This window comes from Staphylococcus sp. ACRSN (assembly GCF_022346615.1).
Classification (GTDB): Bacteria; Bacillota; Bacilli; order Staphylococcales; family Staphylococcaceae; genus Staphylococcus.
Genome location: NZ_JAKRNS010000007.1, coordinates 122,025 through 146,312, shown reverse-complemented (window position 1 = coordinate 146,312; position 24,288 = coordinate 122,025). Strand labels below are relative to the sequence as shown.

General features: G+C 33.5%; 25 protein-coding genes. 6 read left to right on the top strand and 19 right to left on the bottom strand.

The window, feature by feature from the left end; genetic code table 11:
• Window positions 1-14: 14 nt before the first annotated feature.
• Entirely contained in the window at window positions 15-731 is a 717-nt protein-coding gene (locus MHZ36_RS08490; protein ID WP_239231080.1) for a ThuA domain-containing protein, read from the bottom strand.
• A 21-nt stretch (window positions 732-752) separates the two neighbouring features.
• Window positions 753-1,829, bottom strand: a complete 1,077-nt coding sequence (locus MHZ36_RS08485; RefSeq protein ID WP_239231054.1) for a Gfo/Idh/MocA family protein — start codon at window positions 1,827-1,829, stop codon at window positions 753-755.
• Between the two features lie 222 nt (window positions 1,830-2,051).
• Here MHZ36_RS08485 and MHZ36_RS08480 point away from each other — a divergent pair, with 222 nt between their 5' ends.
• Window positions 2,052-2,825, top strand: a complete 774-nt coding sequence (locus tag MHZ36_RS08480) for a MurR/RpiR family transcriptional regulator (RefSeq protein WP_239231053.1) — start codon at window positions 2,052-2,054, stop codon at window positions 2,823-2,825.
• Between the two features lie 62 nt (window positions 2,826-2,887).
• On the opposite strand, the gene MHZ36_RS08475 is transcribed toward MHZ36_RS08480, so the two are convergent.
• From MHZ36_RS08475 to pta, 6 genes are all read right to left on the bottom strand, one after another.
• Window positions 2,888-4,519, bottom strand: coding sequence for an alpha-glucoside-specific PTS transporter subunit IIBC (locus MHZ36_RS08475; protein WP_239231052.1), 1,632 nt, complete (start codon window positions 4,517-4,519; stop codon window positions 2,888-2,890).
• A 257-nt stretch (window positions 4,520-4,776) separates the two neighbouring features.
• On the bottom strand, window positions 4,777-5,853 hold the full coding sequence (locus MHZ36_RS08470; protein ID WP_239231051.1) for a phosphomevalonate kinase: 1,077 nt from the start codon (window positions 5,851-5,853) through the stop codon (window positions 4,777-4,779).
• 12 nt (window positions 5,854-5,865) lie between these two features.
• Window positions 5,866-6,849, bottom strand: a complete 984-nt coding sequence (gene mvaD, locus MHZ36_RS08465) for a diphosphomevalonate decarboxylase (RefSeq protein WP_239231050.1) — start codon at window positions 6,847-6,849, stop codon at window positions 5,866-5,868.
• 4 nt (window positions 6,850-6,853) lie between these two features.
• A complete protein-coding gene (gene mvk, locus MHZ36_RS08460; protein WP_239231049.1) occupies window positions 6,854-7,777 on the bottom strand; it encodes a mevalonate kinase in 924 nt (307 codons plus the stop codon).
• A gap of 871 nt (window positions 7,778-8,648) precedes the next feature.
• The gene (locus MHZ36_RS08455) at window positions 8,649-9,485 is read right to left on the bottom strand and encodes a lipoate--protein ligase family protein (protein ID WP_239231048.1); all 837 of its coding nucleotides are present in this window, start codon (window positions 9,483-9,485) and stop codon (window positions 8,649-8,651) included.
• Entirely contained in the window at window positions 9,485-10,474 is a 990-nt protein-coding gene (gene pta / locus MHZ36_RS08450; RefSeq protein WP_239231079.1) for a phosphate acetyltransferase, read from the bottom strand. Before pta ends, MHZ36_RS08455 begins: the two co-directional genes overlap by 1 nt.
• A 159-nt stretch (window positions 10,475-10,633) precedes the next feature.
• On the opposite strand from pta, the gene hemQ reads away from it, so the two are divergent.
• From hemQ to MHZ36_RS08435, 3 genes are all read left to right on the top strand, one after another.
• A complete protein-coding gene (gene hemQ / locus MHZ36_RS08445) occupies window positions 10,634-11,383 on the top strand; it encodes a hydrogen peroxide-dependent heme synthase (RefSeq protein ID WP_239231047.1) in 750 nt (249 codons plus the stop codon).
• A 423-nt stretch (window positions 11,384-11,806) separates the two neighbouring features.
• Complete coding sequence (locus MHZ36_RS08440) at window positions 11,807-12,580, top strand: threonine/serine exporter family protein (RefSeq protein WP_239231046.1); 774 nt, start codon at window positions 11,807-11,809, stop codon at window positions 12,578-12,580.
• An 11-nt stretch (window positions 12,581-12,591) separates the two neighbouring features.
• A complete protein-coding gene (locus tag MHZ36_RS08435; RefSeq protein ID WP_239231045.1) occupies window positions 12,592-13,053 on the top strand; it encodes a threonine/serine exporter family protein in 462 nt (153 codons plus the stop codon).
• Window positions 13,054-13,151: 98 nt separating this feature from the next.
• On the opposite strand, the gene MHZ36_RS08430 is transcribed toward MHZ36_RS08435, so the two are convergent.
• From MHZ36_RS08430 to MHZ36_RS08415, 4 genes are read right to left on the bottom strand one after another with little or no spacing between them, the layout of a single operon-like run.
• Complete coding sequence (locus MHZ36_RS08430) at window positions 13,152-14,636, bottom strand: APC family permease (protein WP_239231044.1); 1,485 nt, start codon at window positions 14,634-14,636, stop codon at window positions 13,152-13,154.
• Window positions 14,637-14,690: 54 nt separating this feature from the next.
• Window positions 14,691-15,053 carry a DUF423 domain-containing protein gene (locus MHZ36_RS08425; RefSeq protein WP_239231078.1) on the bottom strand — a complete coding sequence of 121 codons (363 nt, stop codon included), beginning with the start codon at window positions 15,051-15,053 and terminating at the stop codon, window positions 14,691-14,693.
• Window positions 15,054-15,077: 24 nt separating this feature from the next.
• Window positions 15,078-15,461 carry a DUF5327 family protein gene (locus tag MHZ36_RS08420; RefSeq protein ID WP_239231043.1) on the bottom strand — a complete coding sequence of 128 codons (384 nt, stop codon included), beginning with the start codon at window positions 15,459-15,461 and terminating at the stop codon, window positions 15,078-15,080.
• 3 nt (window positions 15,462-15,464) lie between these two features.
• Window positions 15,465-16,121, bottom strand: coding sequence for a uracil-DNA glycosylase (locus MHZ36_RS08415; protein ID WP_239231042.1), 657 nt, complete (start codon window positions 16,119-16,121; stop codon window positions 15,465-15,467).
• A gap of 167 nt (window positions 16,122-16,288) precedes the next feature.
• On the opposite strand from MHZ36_RS08415, the gene thiD reads away from it, so the two are divergent.
• Together thiD and vraX are read left to right on the top strand one after the other, a co-directional pair.
• Window positions 16,289-17,119 (top strand): bifunctional hydroxymethylpyrimidine kinase/phosphomethylpyrimidine kinase, encoded by an 831-nt coding sequence (gene thiD / locus MHZ36_RS08410; protein ID WP_239231041.1) that lies wholly within the window; start codon window positions 16,289-16,291, stop codon window positions 17,117-17,119.
• Between the two features lie 330 nt (window positions 17,120-17,449).
• A complete protein-coding gene (vraX, locus tag MHZ36_RS08405) occupies window positions 17,450-17,620 on the top strand; it encodes a C1q-binding complement inhibitor VraX (RefSeq protein WP_042738061.1) in 171 nt (56 codons plus the stop codon).
• A 361-nt stretch (window positions 17,621-17,981) separates the two neighbouring features.
• On the opposite strand, the gene MHZ36_RS08400 is transcribed toward vraX, so the two are convergent.
• The 7 genes from MHZ36_RS08400 to hxlA form a co-directional block, all read right to left on the bottom strand.
• On the bottom strand, window positions 17,982-19,394 hold the full coding sequence (locus MHZ36_RS08400) for an MFS transporter (protein ID WP_239231040.1): 1,413 nt from the start codon (window positions 19,392-19,394) through the stop codon (window positions 17,982-17,984).
• Between the two features lie 191 nt (window positions 19,395-19,585).
• Entirely contained in the window at window positions 19,586-19,846 is a 261-nt protein-coding gene (locus tag MHZ36_RS08395) for a hypothetical protein (RefSeq protein ID WP_239231039.1), read from the bottom strand.
• 2 nt (window positions 19,847-19,848) lie between these two features.
• Window positions 19,849-20,214 (bottom strand): hypothetical protein, encoded by a 366-nt coding sequence (locus tag MHZ36_RS08390; RefSeq protein WP_239231038.1) that lies wholly within the window; start codon window positions 20,212-20,214, stop codon window positions 19,849-19,851.
• Window positions 20,189-21,328 (bottom strand): thiolase family protein, encoded by a 1,140-nt coding sequence (locus tag MHZ36_RS08385; protein ID WP_239231037.1) that lies wholly within the window; start codon window positions 21,326-21,328, stop codon window positions 20,189-20,191. Before MHZ36_RS08385 ends, MHZ36_RS08390 begins: the two co-directional genes overlap by 26 nt.
• Entirely contained in the window at window positions 21,325-22,695 is a 1,371-nt protein-coding gene (locus MHZ36_RS08380; RefSeq protein WP_239231036.1) for an AMP-binding protein, read from the bottom strand. The genes MHZ36_RS08385 and MHZ36_RS08380 overlap by 4 nt, the downstream gene beginning before the upstream one ends.
• 296 nt (window positions 22,696-22,991) lie before the next feature.
• The gene (gene hxlB / locus MHZ36_RS08375; protein ID WP_239231035.1) at window positions 22,992-23,540 is read right to left on the bottom strand and encodes a 6-phospho-3-hexuloisomerase; all 549 of its coding nucleotides are present in this window, start codon (window positions 23,538-23,540) and stop codon (window positions 22,992-22,994) included.
• Window positions 23,541-23,542: 2 nt separating this feature from the next.
• A complete protein-coding gene (gene hxlA, locus MHZ36_RS08370; protein WP_239231034.1) occupies window positions 23,543-24,175 on the bottom strand; it encodes a 3-hexulose-6-phosphate synthase in 633 nt (210 codons plus the stop codon).
• Window positions 24,176-24,288: the final 113 nt, after the last annotated feature.

The following is a 24,288-nucleotide window of genomic DNA, read 5'->3' as shown; positions in this document are numbered from 1 at the left end:
CCTCCTCTATTCATTTACTTTTTTCGAATTATTTCTAGTGGTTGGGCGTTGCCATACTGTGGCGTTGGTGTGTGTAAAGGACTCGCCCAGTTTACTGCATTTTTAATCACTTGTTGAATTTGTGTATTATAATATGTTGGATAACTCTCATGCCCAGGTCTAAAATAAAATATTTTTCCTTTTCCTCTTTTATAAGTCACACCACTTCGAAATACTTCTCCACCTTCAAACCAACTAATAAATACAGTTTCATCTGGTGTTGGAATATCAAAATGCTCACCATACATTTCTTCTTTTTCTAATTCAATATAACTTGGTAATGATTCTGTTATTGGGTGCGAAGGATCTACTACCCACAATCGTTCTTTATCATCATTTTCACGCCATTTTAAATCACAAGAAGTTCCCATAAGTGCTTTGAAAATTTTTGAAAAATGTGCAGAATGCAAAACAATAAGCCCCATACCTTGAAGTACTCGCTGCCTAACCTTTTCTACAACTTCATCACTTACTTCTTCATGTGCTTTATGCCCCCACCAAATGAGTACATCTGTTTCATTGAGTCGTTCATCATCCAACCCATGCTCCGCTTCATCTAAAGTAGCCGTTTTTACACTATGTTCAGATTTTAAAAAGTCTCCAATAACATTGTGAATTCCATTTGGATAAATCTGTCTTATTTCTTCGTTCTCTTGTTCATGTCTATATTCATTCCAAACCGTTATACGCATCATTCAGTCCTCCTATTTAACTTAATTGATATATACTGCTTTACCAGTATTGGCAGATTGATAAATCGCCTCTAGTATTTGTGTAACGACAAGTGCTTCTTCAGGTTTAACTACAGGTTCTAAATCATCAATAATACATTTCACCCAAGCTCGCGCTTCTTCTTCTGCTTCATCAATCGATTCACTATCAAAGAAATCTACTCCTGGATTGTCAATTTCTACATGTGACGTATAAAGTGTCCCTAAATCCTCACCATGAATACGTAAACCCTCTTTCATATCTGCGCCACCTTGCGTTCCTGATAAAGAACATTTAGCTTCATCTACCTCTAGAGAATTGAGTGCCCAACTTGATTCTAAAATAATCGTCGCTCCATTTTTCATCTTAATAAATCCAAATGCCGAATCTTCTACTTTAAATTGTTTCGGATCCCATGATCCCCATGCATTTGCTGCATTTTCTTGTTTTCCTAATTTATGAAAAGTAGAACCCATTACTGATTCTGGTTCATAATTATTCATCATCCATAATGTTAAATCTAATGCATGTGTACCTATATCAATTAATGGGCCTCCGCCTTGCTGTTCTTCATCTAAAAATACACCCCAAGTTGGTACGGCACGTCTGCGTATTGCATGTGCTTTACTAAAGTATATTTCACCTAAATCACCTCGTTCTGTTACTTTGTGTAAATGTTGACTATCACCACGGAATCTATTTTGATAACCAATTGTTAATTTTTTCTTGTTTCTTTTCGCTGCTTCTATCATTTCGCGTGCTTCATCTGTAGTTTTGGCCATTGGCTTTTCACACATTACGTGTTTCCCCGCATCTAAGGCATCTACTGTAATCATTTTATGAGTATTATTAGGTGTACAAATATGGACTACATCGATTGCGTCATCAGCTAATAAATCACGATAATTTTCGTAGACTTCAGAAATATCACTACCATATGAATTAGCTGCAAGTTGTGCTTTTTCTTTATCAATATCACAAAATGCTACTAATTTTACTTCTGATACCTTTTTCAAACTTGGTAAATGCTTACCATTTGCGATACCACCACAACCTATTATGCCTATATTTAATTGCATATACTCATCCCCTTATCAATATTCTTTCTACTTAAAGTAAACGCTTACAATTCATTGCATGTATATTTCTAATTACCTAATAATAGAAGATTCTTACATTCCATATTAAATTATTACCTTAAACTCACCAATAAGTTTGACGTATTTAGAATTTATATATTAACATTAGAATATATTTTCAAATCACGGAAAATTTTCCAACGAATAGGTGGCGTTGTTACTATGGTTCTTGATCATCTTATAAATAAAAACTTTGAACAGCTAACAGAAAATGATTTACATATTATGAGTATTATTCACCAACATATCGATGAAATGACAACTATGAAAATACACGATTTAAGCTTACTGACACATACATCTATCTCAACCATTCATAGACTTGTGAAAAAAATGGGCTTTGAAGGATATAGTGATTTTAAATTTTATTTAAAAATGGAAAGTCATAGCGCACCTACAGAAGTAATTAACACCACGCCTATAGTGGAAGATATTCAACGTACTGTTGAACACTTGCAAATGTTCGATTATCAACCACTAAATGAATATATTGATGCAGCTTCCTTTATTTATATTTATGGCACTGGTATGGCACAACAAAATGTTGCGCGAGAAGCTCAACGCCATATGTTATCTATTTCTAAAAAGGGCATTGTACTAAATGACGAAAGTGAGTTTCGCTTAGCTATCCAACAAATGACTAAAGACGACTTGCTCTTTATCATCTCTTTGTCAGGCGAAACACAAAATTTAAAATCACCCATTCAATTATTGAAATCTCGTGATTATAAATATGTTTCTATCACAACATTGCATGATAATTATATTGCAAAAAATGCAGCATTTAATATTTACGTAAACAGCGTTCCCATTCAGTTTTTCAATAATACCGAATACTATAGCTTCACACCTTATTATGTTGTTTTTGACTTTATCGCTAGAACTTATCATAATTACAAAATCGCACAACACGATTCAGAATCGACACAATCATAATAGCTAGTAGTCATCCATTTAAAATTATTTGAATACATGTAAATTACATCGACTGTGCCGAATTATTGTAGTTCAGTCGATTGCCTTTCTTTATTGATTAATTGCTCAAATGCTTCTCGGACTTGAGGTACAGATAATCCTACAATAACTTGAACGTTGCCACCGCTTTTCACTAAGCCATGCGCGCCACCATGTGCTTTAAAATAATCAACTTCTTCAACTTTATCTGGCGCTGCTACTGTAACTCTTAATCTTGTCGCACAATTGGTAACATCGATGATATTATCTACTCCACCTAAACCTTGTAAATAGACAGTCGCTTTTTGTTCATACTCCGAATTAGTGTTTCCTTTAACCGCTTTACCTTTACGAGATTCTTGATAATCTTTTTTACTGTAAAGTTTAGTATTTGAAACTGATTCCTTTTCTCTTCCTGGCATTGGTATGTCAAATTTCAATATTATAAATCTGAATAAGAAATAGTATACAAAAATAAATATAAAGCCAATAATAAATTGAGCAATATATATGCTCCAATGATTCCCAAACAACGGTATCCAATTCGTTGCCGCAATTTCGATTAGACCTCCACCGAGGTTACCTACAAGCCCAAAAGCATGCATGATGGTAACCATTGTCGCACCTAGTATGGCATGAATTAAGAATAAAAATGGTGCAATAAAAATAAAGGTGAATTCTAACGGTTCCGTTATTCCAGCGAACACTGCTGTCAATGTAGCTGCAATTAACAGCGCACCTACTTCTTTTTTCTTCTCAGATTTAGCAGTTGAATATATAGCTAATGCGATTCCTATTGAGCCAAACATTTTTATATTACCTTGCAAGAGAAAACCGCCACCTGGATAAATATCTTTTAATGATTTAGTAGAATTTGCATAGTCATTCAAGTGTGAAATCCAGTATGATTTTATACCTCCATTCACTACCGCCGGACCATATTCGAATGGTGTATATATAAAATGATGTAACCCTGTCGGTATTAATATTCGTTCTAAAAAGTGGAATAACCAAACACCTATATAACCAGATGATGCCAAAAATACTTGCAATGATGCTATCCAACCTTGAACAATTGGCCATCCCCAACTAGTTAGAAATGCAAGTGGTATCATAACAAAAAAAGCACTCATAATGACAAAAGGTGATCCTTGGAATATACCTATTGATTCTGGTAATTTTTTATCATAATAACGATTGTGCAACCAAATTGCTATACCTGAAATGATTAATGCACCGATAATATTAGTATCTAAGGTCTTTATACCAACTAATTCTGTCAAACCTGTTCCAGCAGTTGCTTTTTCATCAAAATTCACACCAAATGATTTACCCCACGTTGATAAAATACTGTTTATAAAGTAATTAAACATCATATATGTTACAACAGAAGACATTACAGCATGACCTGCTGACTTTTTAGCTAATGAAATGGGTAAACCGATAACGAAAATTAATTCTATATTTTCAAATACTGTCCAGCCACCATTTTCTATCAATGTCCATATTTGAAACCATAAACTATTTGGTTTTGCTAAATGACCCATAATAGCTTCGTTTTTAAACAGCGTTGCGATACCTATGATTATCCCAAAAAAAGGAAATAATAACACAGGTACAATCATAGCCCCTCCAAATCTACGAATTGCATTCCCAACATTTTGACCAAACTTCATCGCAATCACCTTCCTCAAATTATGTAAGCGTTTTCTTAAAGCTACTTAAAGGTGATGATAGTCTTTTATTTTTCACTATTCAACTATTTCCATGTATTTAGATAATAGGTAGCAAGTAAAGATTGTATTTTCATTTTGAGGTAAATTTTCCAGATGTATATAAAATATTAACTTAATATGTTTTATATCTTAAACTTAACAGCATAAAAAAAGACAACACGCTCTTTTAAAAATCTGAGTGTGTCGCCAATTTGAAATTATTGTCCATTATATATATTAAATTCTAATGGTTTCACTTCATTTTCTAACCATTCTTTGTAAATCGCTTGTTTATTCACATCATTTCTTACGATAGTAATACCACAATCACCACCGCCAGCACCTGATGTCTTAGCTGCACCGCCATGTTTTTCAGCGATTGAGCATAATACTTTGAGATGTGCTGTTTCAATATCAATTGAAGCCTCTTTATCCATAGATTGTATGATTTCACGATTAAGGCGAATCATCTGTTGTACACCTTTAATATGGTTTGTCTTAAATGCATGAATTAATTTTTCTACACATAAATGTGAACGTTCTAAAAATTTACCATAGAATGTGGGATCTGATTTCAAACGTTTCACTTCACTGACTAAATGTGGTGATGAAGCCGGAGAGCCTGTCCATCCAATTAAAACTTCCATGTTTTCTGGCGCTTGCAGTGGCTCTATATGTAAACCTGGCCAATTTTTCTTTAAAACATCATTAACAGAAGTATCTTCAATTTGTTGAGAAACCCATTCATGATCGAATGTACTATATGCTAACCACCCTGTATAAACACTAACGGCAATATCACCACATGAACTTAAATTTTGTAGTTTCATATTGGCGATAACAGCAAGTTTATATATAAATAAGTTTGATAAATGCAGATTATAAAATTCATTTAAAGCTTTAACAACTGAAACCAATACTGCTGCACTCGAGCCTAGTCCATACTTATGACCATTTGCATCATCTAAATTACTATCAATCGTCAAATGGAAATGCTTTAACTTAACATTGTTTGTTCGTGCATATTGTTCAAATACTTCAATCGCTGTTATCACATATTTGAGTTGTTTTGCAGCATGTACATCTGAAACCACAATTTCGTCTTGATTTCTTTGAAATGTTACAGGTTCATGATGTAATGTTTTTGAATGTATTGTTCCTTCTATTGCATTGGATTCTTCGATTGTTGCTGTTACAAATCGATTTACCGCAATGAGTACGGATTTATACCCAGGCTCTGTAACTGCATATTCACCTGCTATATAGAGTTTACCGGGTGCTTTAACTTGAATCATGTTATCTCTTCCTTATTTAATAATTTCGACGCCTTTTTTCGTAATATCACTGACAATCACTTGATCTTCGTTAAAAGATTGTAACAATGCTTCTACAACTGCTGCTTTATTTTTTTGTTCTACTAAGATTTTGACATTTGGTCCAGCATCCATAGTAAAATAACATGGATATCCTGCTTCACGAGACTTATGTACAATTTCCATAGCTTGATAACTTTCATCTACCATATATGTAAATGGAGGTTGTGCACCTAAATTGGTTGCATGCATTCGTAGGCCATTTGCCTCAAAGACTTCACCTAAATGTTTAAAATCACGCTTATTTATTGCATGTTTAACTTCCGCTATATCTTCATCAACATGATCTAACCAATACTGATAAAAACGAGATGTATCACGTGTATGAGACATACCGGCGCGGCTTGAAACCTTTTTAGATTGATTATTAATGACTACAAAAATCATAGCTAAATCTGTTTCCCAACCATTAGCTTCTATTGGTTGGCTAAAAGATGTATTATCATCATGCCCTTTTTCCCATTCTACGAAACCACCATATATACTTCTCGAAGCAGAACCTGACCCTCTACGTGCTAATCGAGACAAATCTTTGCCTGAAAGTTCCATACCCAAAGCCTCATTGCAAGCAGCAGCAAGTGCAGCATAGGCACTAGCAGAAGATGCTAATCCAGCCGCCGTAGGAACAAAGTTATCACTTTCAATATATGCATGATTTGTGGTACCACTCACGCTACGTACAATATCCATAAAGCGTTGAATTTTGGTAGTTTCTTTATCATTGACTTCTTTACCATTCAACACTAGGGTATCTTTCTCAAATTGTGCATCAAATGTCACTTTAGTTTCTGTGTAAAAACGATCTAAGGTAACAGATAAACTATTATTCATTGGAATAATTAATTCTTCGTCAGCTTTTCCCCAATATTTTATAAGTGCTATATTTGTGTGTGCACGTGCTTTACCACTTTTAACCAAAACGTTAACCTCCTAAATATTCTATCCATGTATGGTGTGCACCAAGGGCTTCAGCAGTTTTTGCAATGCGCTCTGCTATTTCTATATTTGTCGCAAGGACAATCATACTACCTCCACGGCCACCGCCAGTTAATTTACCTGCTATTGCCCCTTCTTTTTTACTCGCTTCAAGTAGGGCTTCGATTTTTTCATGGCTTACTGTCAAAGTTTTTAAATTATCTTGGCATAAATTAAAAATTGAGGCTAATTGTTCAAAGTTATGGTGATTAATTGCATCACTTGCTTCAAACACAAGCTTTCCAATATGCTCAACATACTGTAGATATGTTTCGTCTTCTTTACATAAGTTATGAACATCTTCAACCGCTTGTTTTGTAGAACCACGAACACCAGTATCAATGACAACCATATATCCCTTGAGTTCTAATGGTTTTAAGTTTTGAACTTCACCTTTTTGGAACCAAACAGGCTTATTAGATACAATTGTTTGCGTATCAATTCCACTGGGTTTTCCATGTGCAATACGTTCTGCCCAATTCGCTTCTTCAATTAATTGCGCATCTGATAAAGGTTTATTTAAATAATCAAAACTTGCACGAACAAATGCGACTGCCATAGCTGCACTAGATCCGAGTCCACGAGAAGCGGGAAGATTGGTATCTATTGTTACTTTAATAGGATTATCAATTTTATATAAATCAATAAAACGGAATATTACTGCTTTTAAGTGCTCTGGTGCATAATTCAATGCGCCATCGTAAACATCACTTTTAATATATGAGGTCTCTGTGTCACTTAATGCCTCGATTGTTGCTCTAACTTTTCCGGTAGTAAATGGAATGGCTATTGCTGGCTCGCCAAACGTAACCGCGTGTTCACCTATTAAGATTACCTTCCCATTTGCTTCCCCATATCCATGTTGTGCCATATTTTCAATCACCTTTAGTTATCCTATAAATTTATGATTTAAGTACTTAATATTACTATAGACAAAATAATTACACAGTTTGCTCATCCAATATTAAAAATGCATAAGATTTCCCGGGAAATTCCAGCATTTTATTTTTGAAAAGCCATTTCAGTTTAAAATTATACCGCTTTTGACTGTTAACATTTTTAATCGGTACTATTACTTAAGTCTTTGTTTCATCACATTCTTATTATCTCACAGTTTATAAATTATACTATACAACTATAGTCATACATGTCATATTAACGCGTCTTATTCACAGTTTATAACCAAAAGTTAATACCTGCTACTAATTTTTAACAATATGTTCTTATTATAAAACGTTCATGTCGATATTCAAAATATAAACTTATCAGCATATTCATTTATGCATTATTTACGTCTTCACTTTTACTATATTACTTTTTTAGCTTACATAATTCAACAATTAGAAAAATGTATGCTTACGTTTTTTAAGTTTTAAAGTATATAGACCTTTTTGATAGAGAGGTAAATTTCTTTTTTACTATATAAGTATATAAAACAAACTTTATTAACTTTATACTTTTTTACTTAAAGCATATTTTCATTCTACTAATTTCTGTTTATCACAATTTAACCACTATAACAGAATAACATATTAAAAATGTATAAAAAAAAGAAGCGCATATGACTAAATATATAAGAGCTTTAGTAAATGTTTTTTCAGTCAACATTACACTATTAGAAATAAAAGTCACATAACACTATACCATTCAAGCTACTTGTTATATTACTATTGCGATTTTATTTCTTAACACTTATCGTCACATACACTTCTTAAATCTTTTATATTTATATCACTAATGTATTAATCCATTTTTTGATTAATTTTAGCATTTCGTTCAATCATTTTATCATAATAACCATCATACTTCGCATATTCTTCATCTGTAATTGGTTCCATATTCAATCGTCCGCCTAAATCTTTCAAAGCATATAACAATTGAAACATTACATCTTGCACTGTAATTTCTCTACCTAACAAGGATGCTAACGAAGCCATACACTGCGAGTCAATATCAGGATACTTAAACTTGGTCTCAGCATCTTTTAGCGCATGCTGATAGAATACTTTCATCATTTCAGCACGTTCACTACCATCACCTTCGACACATAAGTATACTTGCACCGCGATACCACCACGGACGCGTCTTTGTGAAATGCCAGCGAACTTTTTACCATTGATACTTAAATCAAATTTGCCTGGACAATATGATTGTTCAATTTCATGCGTTTCAATTTCAACATCTTCATCTTCAAACATTTTAGCAACTAATAAATACATAACTGTAAATGCTTCATCAATTGTTACTTCATTTTTCCCTTTAAAAATAAGAGAAATATTCAGAATGCCTTGATCCAACACTACACCAAGTCCACCTGAATTCCTAACAATCGCATTATATCCACGGACATCAGTCAAATATCTTATGCCTTCATGTAAAAATGGTAATCTCGAATCATGAATGCCTAAAATCACAGCATGTTGGTGTATCCATGTTCGTACCACACTACTAGAAGCTCCATTTCCTACGCTTTCTGAAAATGTATCATCAAACGCAAATGATTGCATTGGTTCTAATCCTGACGAATGATCAATGTAGCGCCAATCGATACCATTAAAATATTTGCTTGTTAAATCCATTATTGTAAAGTTTGCGCAGCAGTAATAATTGATAGGTTATAAACATCTTCAGTTGAACAACCTCTTGATAAATCATTTACTGGAGAATTTAGTCCTTGTAGTACTGGGCCCACTGCGTCAAATCCACCTAGACGTTGAGCAATTTTATAACCAATGTTACCAGCTTCTAAGCTTGGGAAAATAAATACATTTGCATCTCCTTGAATCTTAGCACCAGGCGCTTTTTTCTCTGCAACTTCTGGTACAATTGCAGCATCAAATTGGAATTCTCCATCTACAACGATACCTTCTAGGTTGTCCGCTTCGATTTTTTCTTGAGCTAAATTCACAGCACTTGAAACTTTTTCTACATCGTCAGATTTAGCCGAACCTTTTGTAGAGAAGCTCAACATTGCAACACGTGGTGACATACCGAAGCTTTGTGCAGATTTTGCACTTTCAATTGCAATTTCTGCTAAATCTTGAGCTTCAAGTGTTGGATTGATTGCACAATCTCCAAAGATATATTGTTGATCATCTTTAATCATAAAGAAGATACCAGATGTTTTTGAAACACCAGGTTTAGTTTTGATAATTTGTAGTGCTGGACGTACAGTATCCCCTGTTGAATGTGCTGCGCCACTTACTAAACCTTCCGCTTTGCCAGTATAAACAAGCATTGTTCCAAAATAGTTAACGTCATTCAACATTTTTTCAGCTTGCTCTTGTGTCGCCTTTCCTTTACGGCGCTCCACAAATGCCTCAACTAATTCTGCTTTTAATTCACTTGTTTCAGGATCAATGATTTCTAAATTTGAAAGATCTAATCCTTTTTCAGTAGCTAATGCTTCAACATTAGATTTGTTACCTAATAGTACAGGTGTTACATAATCCGTAGTTTGTAGTTGAGTTGCTGCTGTTAATACGCGTTCGTCTTCTCCTTCAGGTAAAACGATTTTCACATTTTTTCCTGAAAGTTTTTCTTGTAATACATCTAATAAAGACATAATGGCCTCCTCGAATTTTTATATTCATTTTTCATAACCATTATACGCCATTTTTTTATAGAATTCCATGTCACTAATTTGTAATCATTTACTTATGTTATATCACTACCTTTATGGTAAAATTTTTAAGTGTAGAATATGAATTTAAAAGGAGCGATTAAAATGCCACAAGCACCAGAAACGTTAGATGGATGGTATAGTTTACACTTATTATATGCTATTGATTGGACGAGTTTGCGTTTAGTTCCAAATGAAGAACGTCAATCTCTTGTAGAAGAATTGCAATCATTTTTAAACAAGCATGAATCAGCACGCACAAACAATACTGGTGATCATGCATTTTATAATATTACAGGTCAAAAAGCAGATATCTTATTATGGGCATTACGACCAGAAATGAAAGATTTAAATGCCTTCGAAAATGAATTTAATAAATTGAAAATCACGGATTATCTAATCCCTACTTATTCATTTGTTTCAATTATTGAATTAGGTAATTATCTTGCTGGTAAATCAGACGAAGACCCATATGAGAATCCTCATATCAAACCACGTTTATTCCCTGAACTACCAAGATCAGAATATATTTGTTTCTATCCTATGGATAAGAGACGTAATGAAACTTATAACTGGTATATGTTATCACTAGAAGAAAGACAAGAACTTATGTATAACCATGGTAAAATTGGCCGTAAATATGCTGGTAAAATCAAACAATTCATTACAGGTTCAGTAGGATTTGATGACTTTGAATGGGGTGTAACATTATTTGCAGACGATCCATTACAATTCAAAAAAATTGTTTATGAGATGCGCTTTGATGAAACAACAGCTCGCTATGGCGATTTTGGTAGTTTCTATGTTGGTCACATTATTACAAAGGATGAAATTCAAGATTTATTTCACGTATAATCTTTATTATAATGGATGCTCCATTTAGAGCACATGTATTTTTTAGCTAACAATATATTAAAAGGCACATTTGTATAATTGTACAAATGTGCCTTTTTTGTAGTGTGTTTGGGAGAACTTTAATCACTACTTAATTTAAGTATTAACTGCTAATAAAACTTTGTCATTGTCGCTACTCAATAACAAGTTGTAACAGCTAACTAATATTATATTAACCTATTTGCAATATTTGAAACATTTTTGACTTTCTAGTATTGCACAAAATCAAATTGTACAATCTATAAACAAAGAAAACTTACTTAAATTAATGATACTTTCTCGGAAATAACGTGTTAGAATATACGTATTCTTAGTAATTTTTATTTCCAACCTATACCAACATTAAACATAGGTAAATTACAATATTTTATGATTGGTGATTAAATGACAAATTATGCTCAAAGTATCGACAGTTATGATGAAAGATTAGCTAAAGATGTTATCGTCTTAGCTGGTAGAATTTTGCTAGAATCTGGGGCTGAAGGTTCCCGTGTCGAGGATACAATGACTCATATCGCACATACACTTGGCTATACTGAAAGCAATAGCTTCGTTACCAACACTGTGATTAATTTCATGTTACACGATGACACCTACCCTAGAATTTTTAGAATTAAATCTCGCGATACAAATTTACATAGAATTTCAGAAACAAACCGTATTTCTAGAAGGCTTGCTAGAGGTGATATTTCCTTAGAAGATGCATATCACGCATTAGGTAAAATACGAACTGCTCAAAGTATAAATCATGATTTATTTTATAAATTTATAGCTGCCGCAGTTATTTCAGTCAGCTTTCTATATTTACAAGGAGGACATTTGATAGATGTGATTACCGCTTTAGTGGCAGGTGCATTTGGCTACTTGGTAGTAGAAGTATTAGACCGTAAACTACAAGCACAGTTCATTCCTGAATTTGCAGGAGCTATGGTGATTGGTCTAATAACTGTTTTGGGCCGTGAGATATTTCCAGGTGGATCCGGCTCAACAATCATAATTGCTGCAGTAATGCCTATCGTCCCTGGCGTACTTATCACTAATGCAATCCAAGATTTATTTGGTGGTCATATGTTGATGTTTACGACTAAGTCCCTTGAAGCACTCGTTACTGCATTCGGCATCGGCGCTGGCGTCGGTACAATTCTCATTATTTTTTAGGAGTAATGTCTATGTTTTGGATTTTAAATTTATTATTTAGTTATACTGCTTCATTATTTTTCGGAGTGATTTTTGATGTTCCAAAACGCTTGTACCATACTGTCGGTTTTGTTGGTGCGAGCGGTTGGATGATATATACTTTATTCTTTGAAACCTTTCAATTACATACGATTTATTCTAGTTTTTTTGGTAGCCTGGTATTAGGTATATTGAGTCACATTATGACTCGATTGAAAAAGGAACCTGTTATACTATTTATGATTCCAGGCATTATTCCTTTAGTACCTGGTGGTTTAGCATTTGATGCAACCAAAAATCTTGTTTTACTTGAATTTAGTAAAGCAATCAATACGATGCTAGAAGTGACTTTAATTGCGGGTGCAATTGCATTAGGTTTATTATTTGCAGATCATTTCTTTAAACTCATACTTTCTGATAAATACAAACTGTTGCGCCATCGTAAATCATCATAAAGAAATCCTCACACTAAAATTAAGTGCGAGGATTTCTTACTAAAATAATTTATTTAAATATTAAATGTAAAATACAATTATTCAATTACAAAAATTTATTATTTTGCTTTATCAGATTTATTTTCATTTATTAAATCTACCAATTCATCCTCCGTACGATTTAAAATAAGTTGACTTAATTTATCATTATCCATTTTTTTCAATTTTGGATAGCGAATAAAGAAGAAAATCAAACCGATTATTAACCATCCTGCCAATGCAACATACGATGGCATTGATAATGAAGCCGGAGAACCTGGAATTAATAGTAAGCACAAGAATATAAATGAAACTATCGTACCTAAAATGGCAAAAGTCTTATATACCGGACCATAAGTATTACTTGATTTATTATAACTAAATAATTTAGCTGCTGATAAACAAGTAATGAAATATGCAATTGAAACGCCAGTTGAAGACATATCAACAATCCAAGTCAAAGCAGTTCGTCCTAGCCATGGCGCAATTAAAGTAATCATCACTAAAAATACAATTGCTATATAGGGCGTTTTAAAACGTGGATGTAATTTACTAAATATGCTTGGCATAATACCAGCACGCCCCATTGAAAATAATAATCTACTAGAACTCATTAAAAATCCATTCAATCCAGTAAATATACCCATAATAATTGCAATCGCTAATATAGCTAAACCTATATAACCAAATGCTTCTTGCGTCACTGCACCTGTTAACCATAAATTTCCATTTAAACTTTTACTTGATGTACTTAACCAACCAGTAAAGAAAATCATTATAACATATGTGATAGCTGCAGCTAGCAAGCTATATACAATTAACTTAAATGTCTTATTTGGTGAAAAGTTAAACTCTTCTGCAGTTTGCGGAATATTGTCAAAACCGACATATGCCCATGGTGCAACAGCTACTATAGCTACAATTGATGTTAACCATCCAGATTGTTCATTTGCAAGTGGTTGCAAATGCTCTAATGAGAAATTATTACCAAAGAAAGAACCAAAAAATAACAACAGAATCGTAATCACCATTGCAACACAGAAATAATACTGTAATGATCCAGAAACACTAGCACCAATAATTGCGACAAACATAAATACAATTAACAATAGCGATGCGATAATAATTTCCGTTATGTAAACATCCCATCCTGCGATAGTATAAAGTTTTCCAGTCTTCAATACATCTGGCAATAAAAATTTAATTAACAAACTAAATGCTGTTGCATTCAGTGCAACTACACAAATATAACCAAACGTTAAAAACCATGATGAAAAGAAACTCACGTATCTACCGAACCCTAAAAAACTAAAAGCAAAGGCACCACCCGAAACAGGAAATCGCTCTACTAATGCACCATAACTTACTGCAATTAAAATCATTAGTATTGCACCTATGACTAAACCAATCGCACTTGCCATTGGCCCAGATTGACCAATCCAATCTCCTGGTAGAATAAATGCCCCCCAACCTATACAAGAACCATAAGCAATTGCCCAAACAAATTTCTCAGACAAATTTTGCTTTAGGTCCCCTCTATCTACTTGCACGTCTTTTTTATCCATAAATAAAATTCACCTCATGGAATGTATTTAACCACAAGATGAATTCTTAAACAATTAAATTTTAAATGTCGCAATAACTAGCATTAACCAACCAACTATAAATAATACTCCACCGATTGGTGTCACAGCACCTAAAATACGGATTTGTGTCAGTGCTAAAATATATAATGAACCACTGAAAAATACGATACCAAAGAACAATAACCAACCTGCCCAATTGACATTAATTGAAGTCGTTCCACCAATAATACCAAGTGCTAATAAACCTAAACCATGATACATCTGGTAAGTTGTTGCTTTTTCCCAAACTGACATATATTTTTCGGATAATTTATTTTCCAATCCATGCGCACCAAAGGCACCTGTACCTACTGCCATCATGGCATTTAAAGCACCTAAAATAATAAATAATTTCATCATGTTTTTTGCGTCCCTTCTATATTAAAAGTCAAAAATGGATTCTCCATTCCCTAATTCATCATCTGTAACCATCCGCTTCGTTGATATCGATGTATCATTTGCTGTCGTTTGTTGACTTGCAGGCACATTTCCACCCATTGCCTTTAACTCAGACATCGATATTTCATCTGTACCTTGTTGTTTAACACCTTGAGAACTGCTTTTTTCAACTCTCGATTGAGATAGATAAGCTTTGGATGATGTTTGTCGCTTTTCTTTAAATGAAACATTTTCTGAATCACTTGTAACTAGTTCAGTCAACGTTCGAATAGCATAAATATGTTTTTCAAAATCGACTTCACTATTCGCTTCATCAGCTTGAACAAGTTCATGTTCAATTAGCTGAATTATTTTTTCCTTTTCCATACTTTATTCCTCACCTTCACACCAATTAACTGGACTTATACCCTTCGACTCAAGATACGCATTCACTTGTGAATACGGCTTAGACCCAAAAAAACCTCTATACGCTGATAACGGACTAGGATGTGGTGATTTGATTATATGATGTTTTTCTGTATCGATGAGCTTAATTTTTTGTTGGGCTGGTTTACCCCATAATACAAAAACTACATTCGATAGATAATGAGAAATTGCAGCAATCACTTCATCAGTGAAAAATTCCCATCCTATATCTTTATGAGAATGCGCTTCCCCTTGACGAACTGTCAATACAGTATTTAATAATAAAACACCTTCTCTCGCCCAATCTTGTAAATGCGGCGAATTTCTATGACAACCTATATCATCTTCTAATTCTTTGTACATATTTCTTAGTGATGGCGGAAATTTAGCATCCGGTTGAACTGAAAACGCTAATCCATGTGCTTGATTTGGACCATGATATGGATCTTGTCCCAATATAACTACCTTCACCTGTTCAAATGGTGTTAAATCAAAAGCTTGATATATATCTTTTCTATCTGGATAGACAATTTGCGTTGTATATTCTTTTTCTAAAAAGTCATGCATGGCTTGGAAATCATGCTTTGTTGTAATTTCATGAAATATCTCGGACCATTCCATATCGCATATCACCTCATTTTATATATTAACATATACATTACTTCTTAGTTACTAACTCATTCAACAATTCTATATCTACTATATAATGATATAAATTCTCATTATTTAGAATAGTCGACAATCGTGGTATGATATTAGCATATAGAAAATTTAGGGAGTGAACATCAATGGCTTTAAAGAAAACACTAACAATTGCCGGTTCAGATACGAGTGCTGGCGCAGGTATGCAAGCTGATTTAAAAACATTTCAAGAATTAGACACATATGGCATGGTAGCCTTGACTTCTATCGTGACAATGGATAAAGAAACATGGTCTCATGACGTAACACCCCTACCATTTGATGTCTTTGAAAAACAACTTGCTACTGCAATTTCTATTGGTCCAGATGCAGTTAAAACTGGTATGTTAGGTACAGAAGAAATTATTAAACGTGCTGGGGAAGCATATGTTGAATCTGGAGCAAATTATTTTGTCGTAGATCCTGTTATGGTTTGCAAAGGAGAAAATGAAGTATTGAATCCTGGTAATACAGATGCAATGATAAAATATTTATTACCAAAAGCAACAGTAGTTACACCAAATTTATTTGAAGCAGGACAACTATCCGGCTTAGGTACACTTTCATCAATAGAAGACATGAAAAAAGCAGCTCAAATCATTCATGATCAAGGTGCTCAACATGTCATCATCAAAGGTGGAAAAGCTTTAGACCAAGATAAATCATATGATTTATACTTTGATGGAGATAAATTCTATCAATTATCTACGGCTATGTTCCAACAAAGCTATAACCATGGAGCTGGATGTACATTCGCTGCTGCGACTACTGCATATTTAGCAAATGGTAAATCACCACGTGAAGCAGTGATAGCCGCAAAAGCTTTCGTCGCTTCTGCAATTAAAAACGGTTGGAAGATGAATGACTTCGTTGGTCCGGTAGACCACGGCGCATATAACCGTATCGAGCAAATTGATATCGATGTCACTGATGTTTAATTAACAACAACACATTGTAAATAGATTTTCAACAGTAGTAACACACATTTCGTTGCTACTGTTTTTTTATTGTTTTAAATTTGTACTAATTATAGAAAGTAATCGTTCGTTTTCATTATAGGTTAATATCAACCATCGTCTCTATTTATTATATTTAAGACTACAGTACTGTTATCAAATTAATAACTAGTCTAATTATGCACTCCTTAACATGCTTTACATATAGATACGACAATAGTCTGAATCTAAATTGATACTACAGCCTCATGATATAATTTAAAAATTGTATTACTATATTAAGTGTAGAGAGACAAAGGAGGGAATTACAACATGATTATCTACAAACAGACAATCGAAAATGGAAACCCAATTTATGAAATTATCACCAAGACCTTTAAATCGATAACTGTTAAATTTGATGAGAACTTTAGCAAAAATGAATTATATAAGTTACTCTCTCTACTTGAAGGTGATGTCGACAGCATGAAACTAAGTTATTAAACATCATCAACAATCACATCAAAGATAAAACAGAAAAAGCTCGATAAACAAATTCAGAAGAACATAAATAACTACTCCTAAAAATATGAAGTTAAAACCCTATAAGGATATTATTTAAAGTTGTCCCCTTTAAATAATAAAAAGCATAAAACATTCCTAAAAAACACTCACCCTATTAGGCGTAAAACTGTCGACCAAAGATTGTCCCCTTTGTCGCTTGGAGAGTACCTCGAAGCACTGTCGATATATTATCGCCTAATAAAAAGCCCTTAAATGAATTGATTAAATTCATTTAAGGGCTTAAATTTTTGTATTTATATCTTAATTTTCTTTAAATTTCACATTACACTATGCAATTTACTTAAACTCGTTTGTCTTTCGCCCACCATAAAGCTTTCTCAGGGTTTTTAGAATAGTAATCATATTCTTCGTCATTTTGTACATTTGGATAAGAACCTTTAAGTGACTTACCAGCTGTACTTACATGTAGTAATGAAATAACGATAATACCTACTACACTCATTGCCGCTAAGTAATAAGCTGGAGAAAGCGGATCTCCTGTCTTCGCTACTAGCGATGAAGCAATTAAAGGTGTCGTACCACCAAATAATGATACAGAAACGTTAAATGTAACTGCCAATGTTCTATATCTAATATGAGTGTAGAACATTGTTGGTAATGAACCTGGCATTGTAGCTTCATACGTTGACAAGAAGAAACCTAAAATGAAAATACCAATAATAATAAGTATCAAAGATTTAGATTGGAAAAGTGAGAATGCAAGCACACTAAACAATGCAGTTCCAATTAATCCAATTAAGAATACTTTCTTTTCACCAATTTTATCAGCTACTCTACCAAACATTAATGCTAATGGAATCATAACAGCCATTACTAAAGTAATTAAAACTGTGACAGTTGTACTATCAAGTTTAATTATTTCTTGTAAATATGATGGCATGTATGAAGTTACCATATAGTTAGTACAGTTAAAGAACGCTACCGCTACAAAACAAACGATAATGTCTTTGTAATAATATCTTATAATTGTGAAGAAACGGATGTTATCTCTCTTAGGTTGTGTCGCAACGTCATTTTCATATACTGGCGATTCTTCTAAACGTCGTCTTAAATAGAAACCGAAGATGCCTAAGAACAAACCAAGTATAAATGGAATTCTCCAACCCCAAGATGCCATTTGCTGATCATTTAGGAAGAAGAATAGTAAACCACTAATTACCGAAGCTGCAATATAACCTGATAACGTACCAATTTCTAATCCACAGCCAAGTGTATTTCTCTTATTATCTGGAGATGATTCTGCAACATATACCATTGCACCTGCATATTCTCCACCTGTTGAAAATCCTTGTAACACTCTACCTAATAAAAGCAGTATCGGTGCCCAAACACCAATTTGATCATATGTAGGTAATAATCCGATTAACAATGTTGAAAATGCCATCATGATAATCGTCGTCGTTAATACGACTTTTCTACCAAACTTATCACCGATAATACCAAAAATGATACCACCTACGGGTCTAAGTAAAAATGCAATCGCGAACGTTGCAAAGGTAAAAATTGTTTTGAGTTGATCATTTTCTACCGAACTGAAAAAGTTTTGTCCGAGTATAACTGCTAAATAAGAGTATAGACCAAAGTCGAACCATTCCATTGCATTACCAACACCGGTTGCAAATACGGTTTTTTTAGCTGCTTTAGGATCTACCCTATTTATGTTACTTTTGTCAAAATCCTTGTCATAATCCATGAACATGTCACTCCCCTTAACATGTTATATTATTATACGTAGTTATTCTATTTTGTCAAATTGAATACAATTCATTAACTTTCACTTTTTTATTTTTATTCATTTGGCAATAATTCAAAATAACAAGTCAGATTAATTTTACATTTTTTGTAAAACAATCTTTTAACTACATACAATTTATATACACACCTTTAATTTTTAAGGATGTGGATTTTTACCCTTTTTATCGAATTTGAAACAATTATATGATTACATCCATCAAATTCAAAGTCTATTTCTTCATCTATTTCTATAGGTTCTACGTATTTAACTTTAAAATTATTCCACGAGATATTTTGATGAACCATCGCCATTTCAACAGCAAATTGACCAGGAACAATCTGACTGTGAACCGGATTTTTATCTCGAACTATACTTAAGTATTCTGCTACTTCATGCTTTGAAAACTTCAAATCTATTTCACCTTTTCCAAAAACGTTTGTGTAATATCAATACATTTTTTAGAATATTTATAAATTTCCATCTTATAAATATACTTGATAAAATGACCGATTTTTTTCTCATTTATTAACATTATTTTAGCTTGATAACTTTCATTGCTATACAATACTTGATTTGTTTCAATTATCGTCTCATGTAAAAGTAATACTTTTGTACTGAAATTCTGAAATGTTTTAAATTTAGGCCACAATCTTGCACATAACATTGTAGGAACCTTTGAGGACGTTGATTGATTAAACAATGCATTATATTTTGCTACTTCTACTTGATCAAAGGAAATCTCCAACACTTCCTCACCATCGTTCAAATAATGCTGCATTACCCATACCACCTCCTATGCCCATTGTTGCGAGCATATGCTTTTTAGATTCTAAATGAAAAAGCCGTGTGACCAATGCAGCACCGCTTGCTCCATATGGATGACCAGTTGCTAACGCGCCACCTAATATATTTAACTTTTCATCTGGTACATTTAATGCTAATTGGCTTGCAATCACTTGGGATGCAAAAGCTTCATTTATCTCAATCGCATCAATATCTTCCATTGAAAATTGGGTGCGCTGTAATAATTCTGTGACTGCAGGTATCGGACCTATACCTAATACGTTCGGAGAAACACCTTTTGTCATACTCTGTTTGAATATTAACCCTGATGTCAGTCCTGTTCGTTCAGCTAATTCTCGTTCCATGACTATTACAAGTGCTGCACCGTCATTTTTCATACAACTATTTCCTACAGTAACTGTGCCATCAGGTAATAAAGGCTTAAACCTATTTAATGTACGTTCAGTTAATTTAGGCTTTAAACTTTCATCTTTTTCAAATAGCTGTCCTTTAACTGAAATAGGTAATATCTCACGTGCCATTTGACCTTGCTCATATGCAATGACTGCTTTTTGATGACTTGCGTATGCAAAATGATCTTGTTGTTGTCTTGTGACATTGTATACATTAGCTACTTGCTCTGCCGCTTCAATCATAGAAGGATCTTCATGTTCTGGCGCAAATGATGCTCGTTCAAAAAATTCAGGTACTTGAAAATCATAAACAGATTGTGGCCGTTTGATTTTCCATGGTGATCGGCTTGTACTTTCTACACCACCTGCTATGTAAATTTCGCCTGATCCCGCTTGAATCATTCGACATGCATATATAATTGCCTCCAAACCAGAACCACATTGTCTATCAATGGTAACACCTGGTATCTCTTCATTTAGGCCTGCTTCTAGTAAAGCTTTTCTTGCTATATTCCCCCCATTACCAACAACATTGCCTAATACAACATCATCTATGTCTTTCATAACGGATGGGTAATTTTGCTTAAAGTAATGAAATAATGGTAATAACAAGTACTCAGGTTCTAAATGGCGCAACTGGCCACCAAACTTGCCAAAAGCTGTACGTTTAGCCGCAATAATTACTGGTTCTCTCATTTATACTCACTTCTTTCCAAATACCATTCTTTCATGGCTTTCCTTGCAATTTTTCCACTTGCAGTATGCTTAAATTGCGTTATTTTTTTCAATTTTGAAGGAATCTTATATCTTGCTAAATGCTTCGACAAATATTGTTTCAGCTCACGGTAAGTAATTGTTTTATCAGATGTATAGATTAAAATAGCCACTTCTCCAAAGGTAGGATGCGGTTGTCCAATAACAAGCACCTCATCAAACCATTCTGACGCTTGCAATACATGTTCTACCTCACTTGGATATACATTTCGACCACCAATGATTAGCCGGTCATTTGCTCTACCGTGTAAATAGAGATAACCATATTTATCTATCGAGGCGAAATCACCTGTTGAAATCCAACTTGATTGCAAAATACCTTTATCAACATATCCACTAAATACCATGTCACTCTTAATATTAAGTATGCCAATATTATTTTCATCTTTTTGTGTTAACTTGATGTTAACATTATCAAATGGTAGACCTACTGATTGAGCTGGTGCTTGATTGTCATAATTATAGCTAATAAAACTCGCCTCTGATGTTCCAAAAAATTCGACGATAATTGACTTAGGAAAAGATACATCTACTTTATCTCTAACATGTTCTGAAAGTTTATCTCCACTGCTAAATATATAATGATTTTTATTTAATACTTTTTTCACATTAAGACAACTTGCTAACATTGTAGGTACCAAAAAAAGTGCAACATTTTGTTGCAAATTATTCACGCGTTCCATAAGTGTCAATGCATTAAAGTTTTGCTGTCCTATAAATGTTCTACCACTATATAATGCATAGATACAAGCGTATAACGACAATGAATGTGCTAACGGTCCAGGTGCTATAACAGTCGTTAATGATTTAGGTATGAGTTTCTCATTTTCAAAATAAGAATGTATCCAAGATAATTCATCTCTGTAATAAGCTTTAGGTAATCCAGTCGTTCCAGAGGTGAATCCAATATGTAAAAATTGTAACTGTTCAAAATCGTATGCCCTTTGCTGTTTATATCCAGTAGCGAATACTTCATGTTGCTCATCAATGATATACGGAATGTGGTAATATTTTAATATTTGATTCACTTGTTCGTTTGACCAACGATAATCTAATAAACAAGGTAAATGTTCCTTATAGAGCAATGCTAGATAGTAAACCATAGTATCTAACGGATCTTTAATAGAAATACCTACAAACTGATTTACTGATAATCCAGTCATTTGTTTACTCACTTCTATTATTTTGACTTGTAACTGCTGATATGTAAGACGTTGACCATCAAACTCCAGCGCAATTTGATTTCCATTTTGTTGCGCATGTTCTGCTATTTTATTTATTAATTGCATATTTATCACATCTCTTTGTTAACTTTTATATAAATCATATTAACATTCATTCACTCTCTTTGCCCTTAACAATGTCTATAATCGTGGTAACAATGAACATAAATTTCCCATTTCAAACATCAAAAACCATAAATTTTAACTACTTAACAACTAAAATATCAATTTATATTTTAAATGTGGAGCTAAATCCCAAAACAAAGATATAATATATGCAATTTAAACATAAAAAAAACGCTAACCCTACTATACAATCAATAGGGTTAGCGTTTTTTTATTTAAATTTTACATTGTTTCTTTTACTCTAAATTAGCATGGTTTTGTTGCATCGTCTCTTCATCGACTTTTAATTCAGTCATCAAATCTAACACGACACTGTCTAAGAATACTTGTGCTGCCTGTTCAAATAAACTTCCTAAAGGTTGTGCTGAACCTTCCGCATCGTATTTTGTACCAGCAGGAAGTTCAATGATAGCATTGGCTAAGTCACCAATTGGCGACTCTGGTTTGGTCGTTAGTAATACCACTTCGGCACCTACTGATTTTGCTTTATCTGCTAATAATCTTAAGTGTTCCGTAGATCCTGACCCAGAAATAATTACAAAGATATCTCGCTCAGTAATAGATGGTGTAGTTGACTCACCAACTACATATGCACTTTTCCCAAGCTGATTTAATCTCATCGCAAAACTATTTGCCACAAAACCCGAACGTCCTTTTCCAGATACAAAAACTTGTTCTGCTTTAATAATTTGCTTTAAAAAAGTTTCGGCTTCACTGTCTTTTACATGTGATAATGTGTTGTCTAATTCATCAAGTATTAAACGATAGTTTGTGATTTCTGTCATAATTATTTTCCTTCAATTGCAGCTTTACATTGTTTTGCTGCTTCTACAGGGTCATCAGCATTGGCAATTCCGCCACCAACAATAATTAAATCAGGATCCTCTGCAACAATGTCCTTAATTGTATCTGGTTTAATACCACCTGCAACGGCTACTTTAGAGTTACTAATTACAGATTTAACTTGGCGTAAACTGTCTAGAGGAGAAACACCTTCTGCTTGTAAATCATAACCAGTATGAACAGCAATATAATCTGCACCTAGCGCATCTAATTCTTTTGCGCGTTTTTGTAAATCTTGCACAGCTATCATATCTACTAATAATTGTTTGTCATGTTTATGTGCTTCTTCAACAGCTGCTTTAATAGATGCATCTTCTGCAACGCCAAGTATTGTAATGACGTCTGCACCATATTTAATAGCTTGGCTTACTTCGTAGTCTGCAGCATCCATAATTTTTAAATCTGCTAATACTTTTACACCATCAATATTATCATTTAAATGTTGTACAGCTGGTAAACCTTCATTTATAACAATTGGCGTTCCAATTTCTACGATATCTACATGATCTTTGACTTTATTTGCTAATTCTGCAGCATCCTCTTTATTTAATAAATCAATTGCTAGTTGTAGTTCCAAAATAATCATCCCTTCTATTTTTGATAAATGTTTTATCTGCTTACACATTACATTTAAACATTAAATATCTTACTTTACACATCATCTGTTTACCCTGAACATATTTTGTTAAA

Excerpts from the sequence above, each read along its gene's own strand:
- hxlB (WP_239231035.1), bottom strand. The coding sequence starts at position 23,540 with ATGACAGAAATCACAAACTATCGTTTAATACTTGATGAATTAGACAAC.
- hemQ (WP_239231047.1), top strand. The coding sequence starts at position 10,634 with ATGCCACAAGCACCAGAAACGTTAGATGGATGGTATAGTTTACACTTA.
- MHZ36_RS08425 (WP_239231078.1), bottom strand. The coding sequence starts at position 15,053 with ATGAAATTATTTATTATTTTAGGTGCTTTAAATGCCATGATGGCAGTA.
- MHZ36_RS08380 (WP_239231036.1), bottom strand. The coding sequence starts at position 22,695 with ATGCAATTAATAAATAAAATAGCAGAACATGCGCAACAAAATGGAAAT.
- MHZ36_RS08480 (WP_239231053.1), top strand. The coding sequence starts at position 2,052 with ATGGTTCTTGATCATCTTATAAATAAAAACTTTGAACAGCTAACAGAA.
- MHZ36_RS08435 (WP_239231045.1), top strand. The coding sequence starts at position 12,592 with ATGTTTTGGATTTTAAATTTATTATTTAGTTATACTGCTTCATTATTT.
- MHZ36_RS08385 (WP_239231037.1), bottom strand. The coding sequence starts at position 21,328 with ATGAGAGAACCAGTAATTATTGCGGCTAAACGTACAGCTTTTGGCAAG.
- MHZ36_RS08470 (WP_239231051.1), bottom strand. The coding sequence starts at position 5,853 with ATGATTCAAGTTAAAGCACCCGGTAAACTCTATATAGCAGGTGAATAT.
- MHZ36_RS08485 (WP_239231054.1), bottom strand. The coding sequence starts at position 1,829 with ATGCAATTAAATATAGGCATAATAGGTTGTGGTGGTATCGCAAATGGT.
- MHZ36_RS08420 (WP_239231043.1), bottom strand. The coding sequence starts at position 15,461 with ATGGAAAAGGAAAAAATAATTCAGCTAATTGAACATGAACTTGTTCAA.
- MHZ36_RS08400 (WP_239231040.1), bottom strand. The coding sequence starts at position 19,394 with ATGGATTATGACAAGGATTTTGACAAAAGTAACATAAATAGGGTAGAT.
- MHZ36_RS08440 (WP_239231046.1), top strand. The coding sequence starts at position 11,807 with ATGACAAATTATGCTCAAAGTATCGACAGTTATGATGAAAGATTAGCT.
- MHZ36_RS08490 (WP_239231080.1), bottom strand. The coding sequence starts at position 731 with ATGCGTATAACGGTTTGGAATGAATATAGACATGAACAAGAGAACGAA.
- mvk (WP_239231049.1), bottom strand. The coding sequence starts at position 7,777 with ATGGCACAACATGGATATGGGGAAGCAAATGGGAAGGTAATCTTAATA.
- MHZ36_RS08415 (WP_239231042.1), bottom strand. The coding sequence starts at position 16,121 with ATGGAATGGTCCGAGATATTTCATGAAATTACAACAAAGCATGATTTC.
- MHZ36_RS08390 (WP_239231038.1), bottom strand. The coding sequence starts at position 20,214 with ATGCAGCATTATTTGAACGATGGTGAGGAAGTGTTGGAGATTTCCTTT.
- MHZ36_RS08475 (WP_239231052.1), bottom strand. The coding sequence starts at position 4,519 with ATGAAGTTTGGTCAAAATGTTGGGAATGCAATTCGTAGATTTGGAGGG.
- MHZ36_RS08455 (WP_239231048.1), bottom strand. The coding sequence starts at position 9,485 with ATGGATTTAACAAGCAAATATTTTAATGGTATCGATTGGCGCTACATT.
- MHZ36_RS08430 (WP_239231044.1), bottom strand. The coding sequence starts at position 14,636 with ATGGATAAAAAAGACGTGCAAGTAGATAGAGGGGACCTAAAGCAAAAT.
- thiD (WP_239231041.1), top strand. The coding sequence starts at position 16,289 with ATGGCTTTAAAGAAAACACTAACAATTGCCGGTTCAGATACGAGTGCT.
- vraX (WP_042738061.1), top strand. The coding sequence starts at position 17,450 with ATGATTATCTACAAACAGACAATCGAAAATGGAAACCCAATTTATGAA.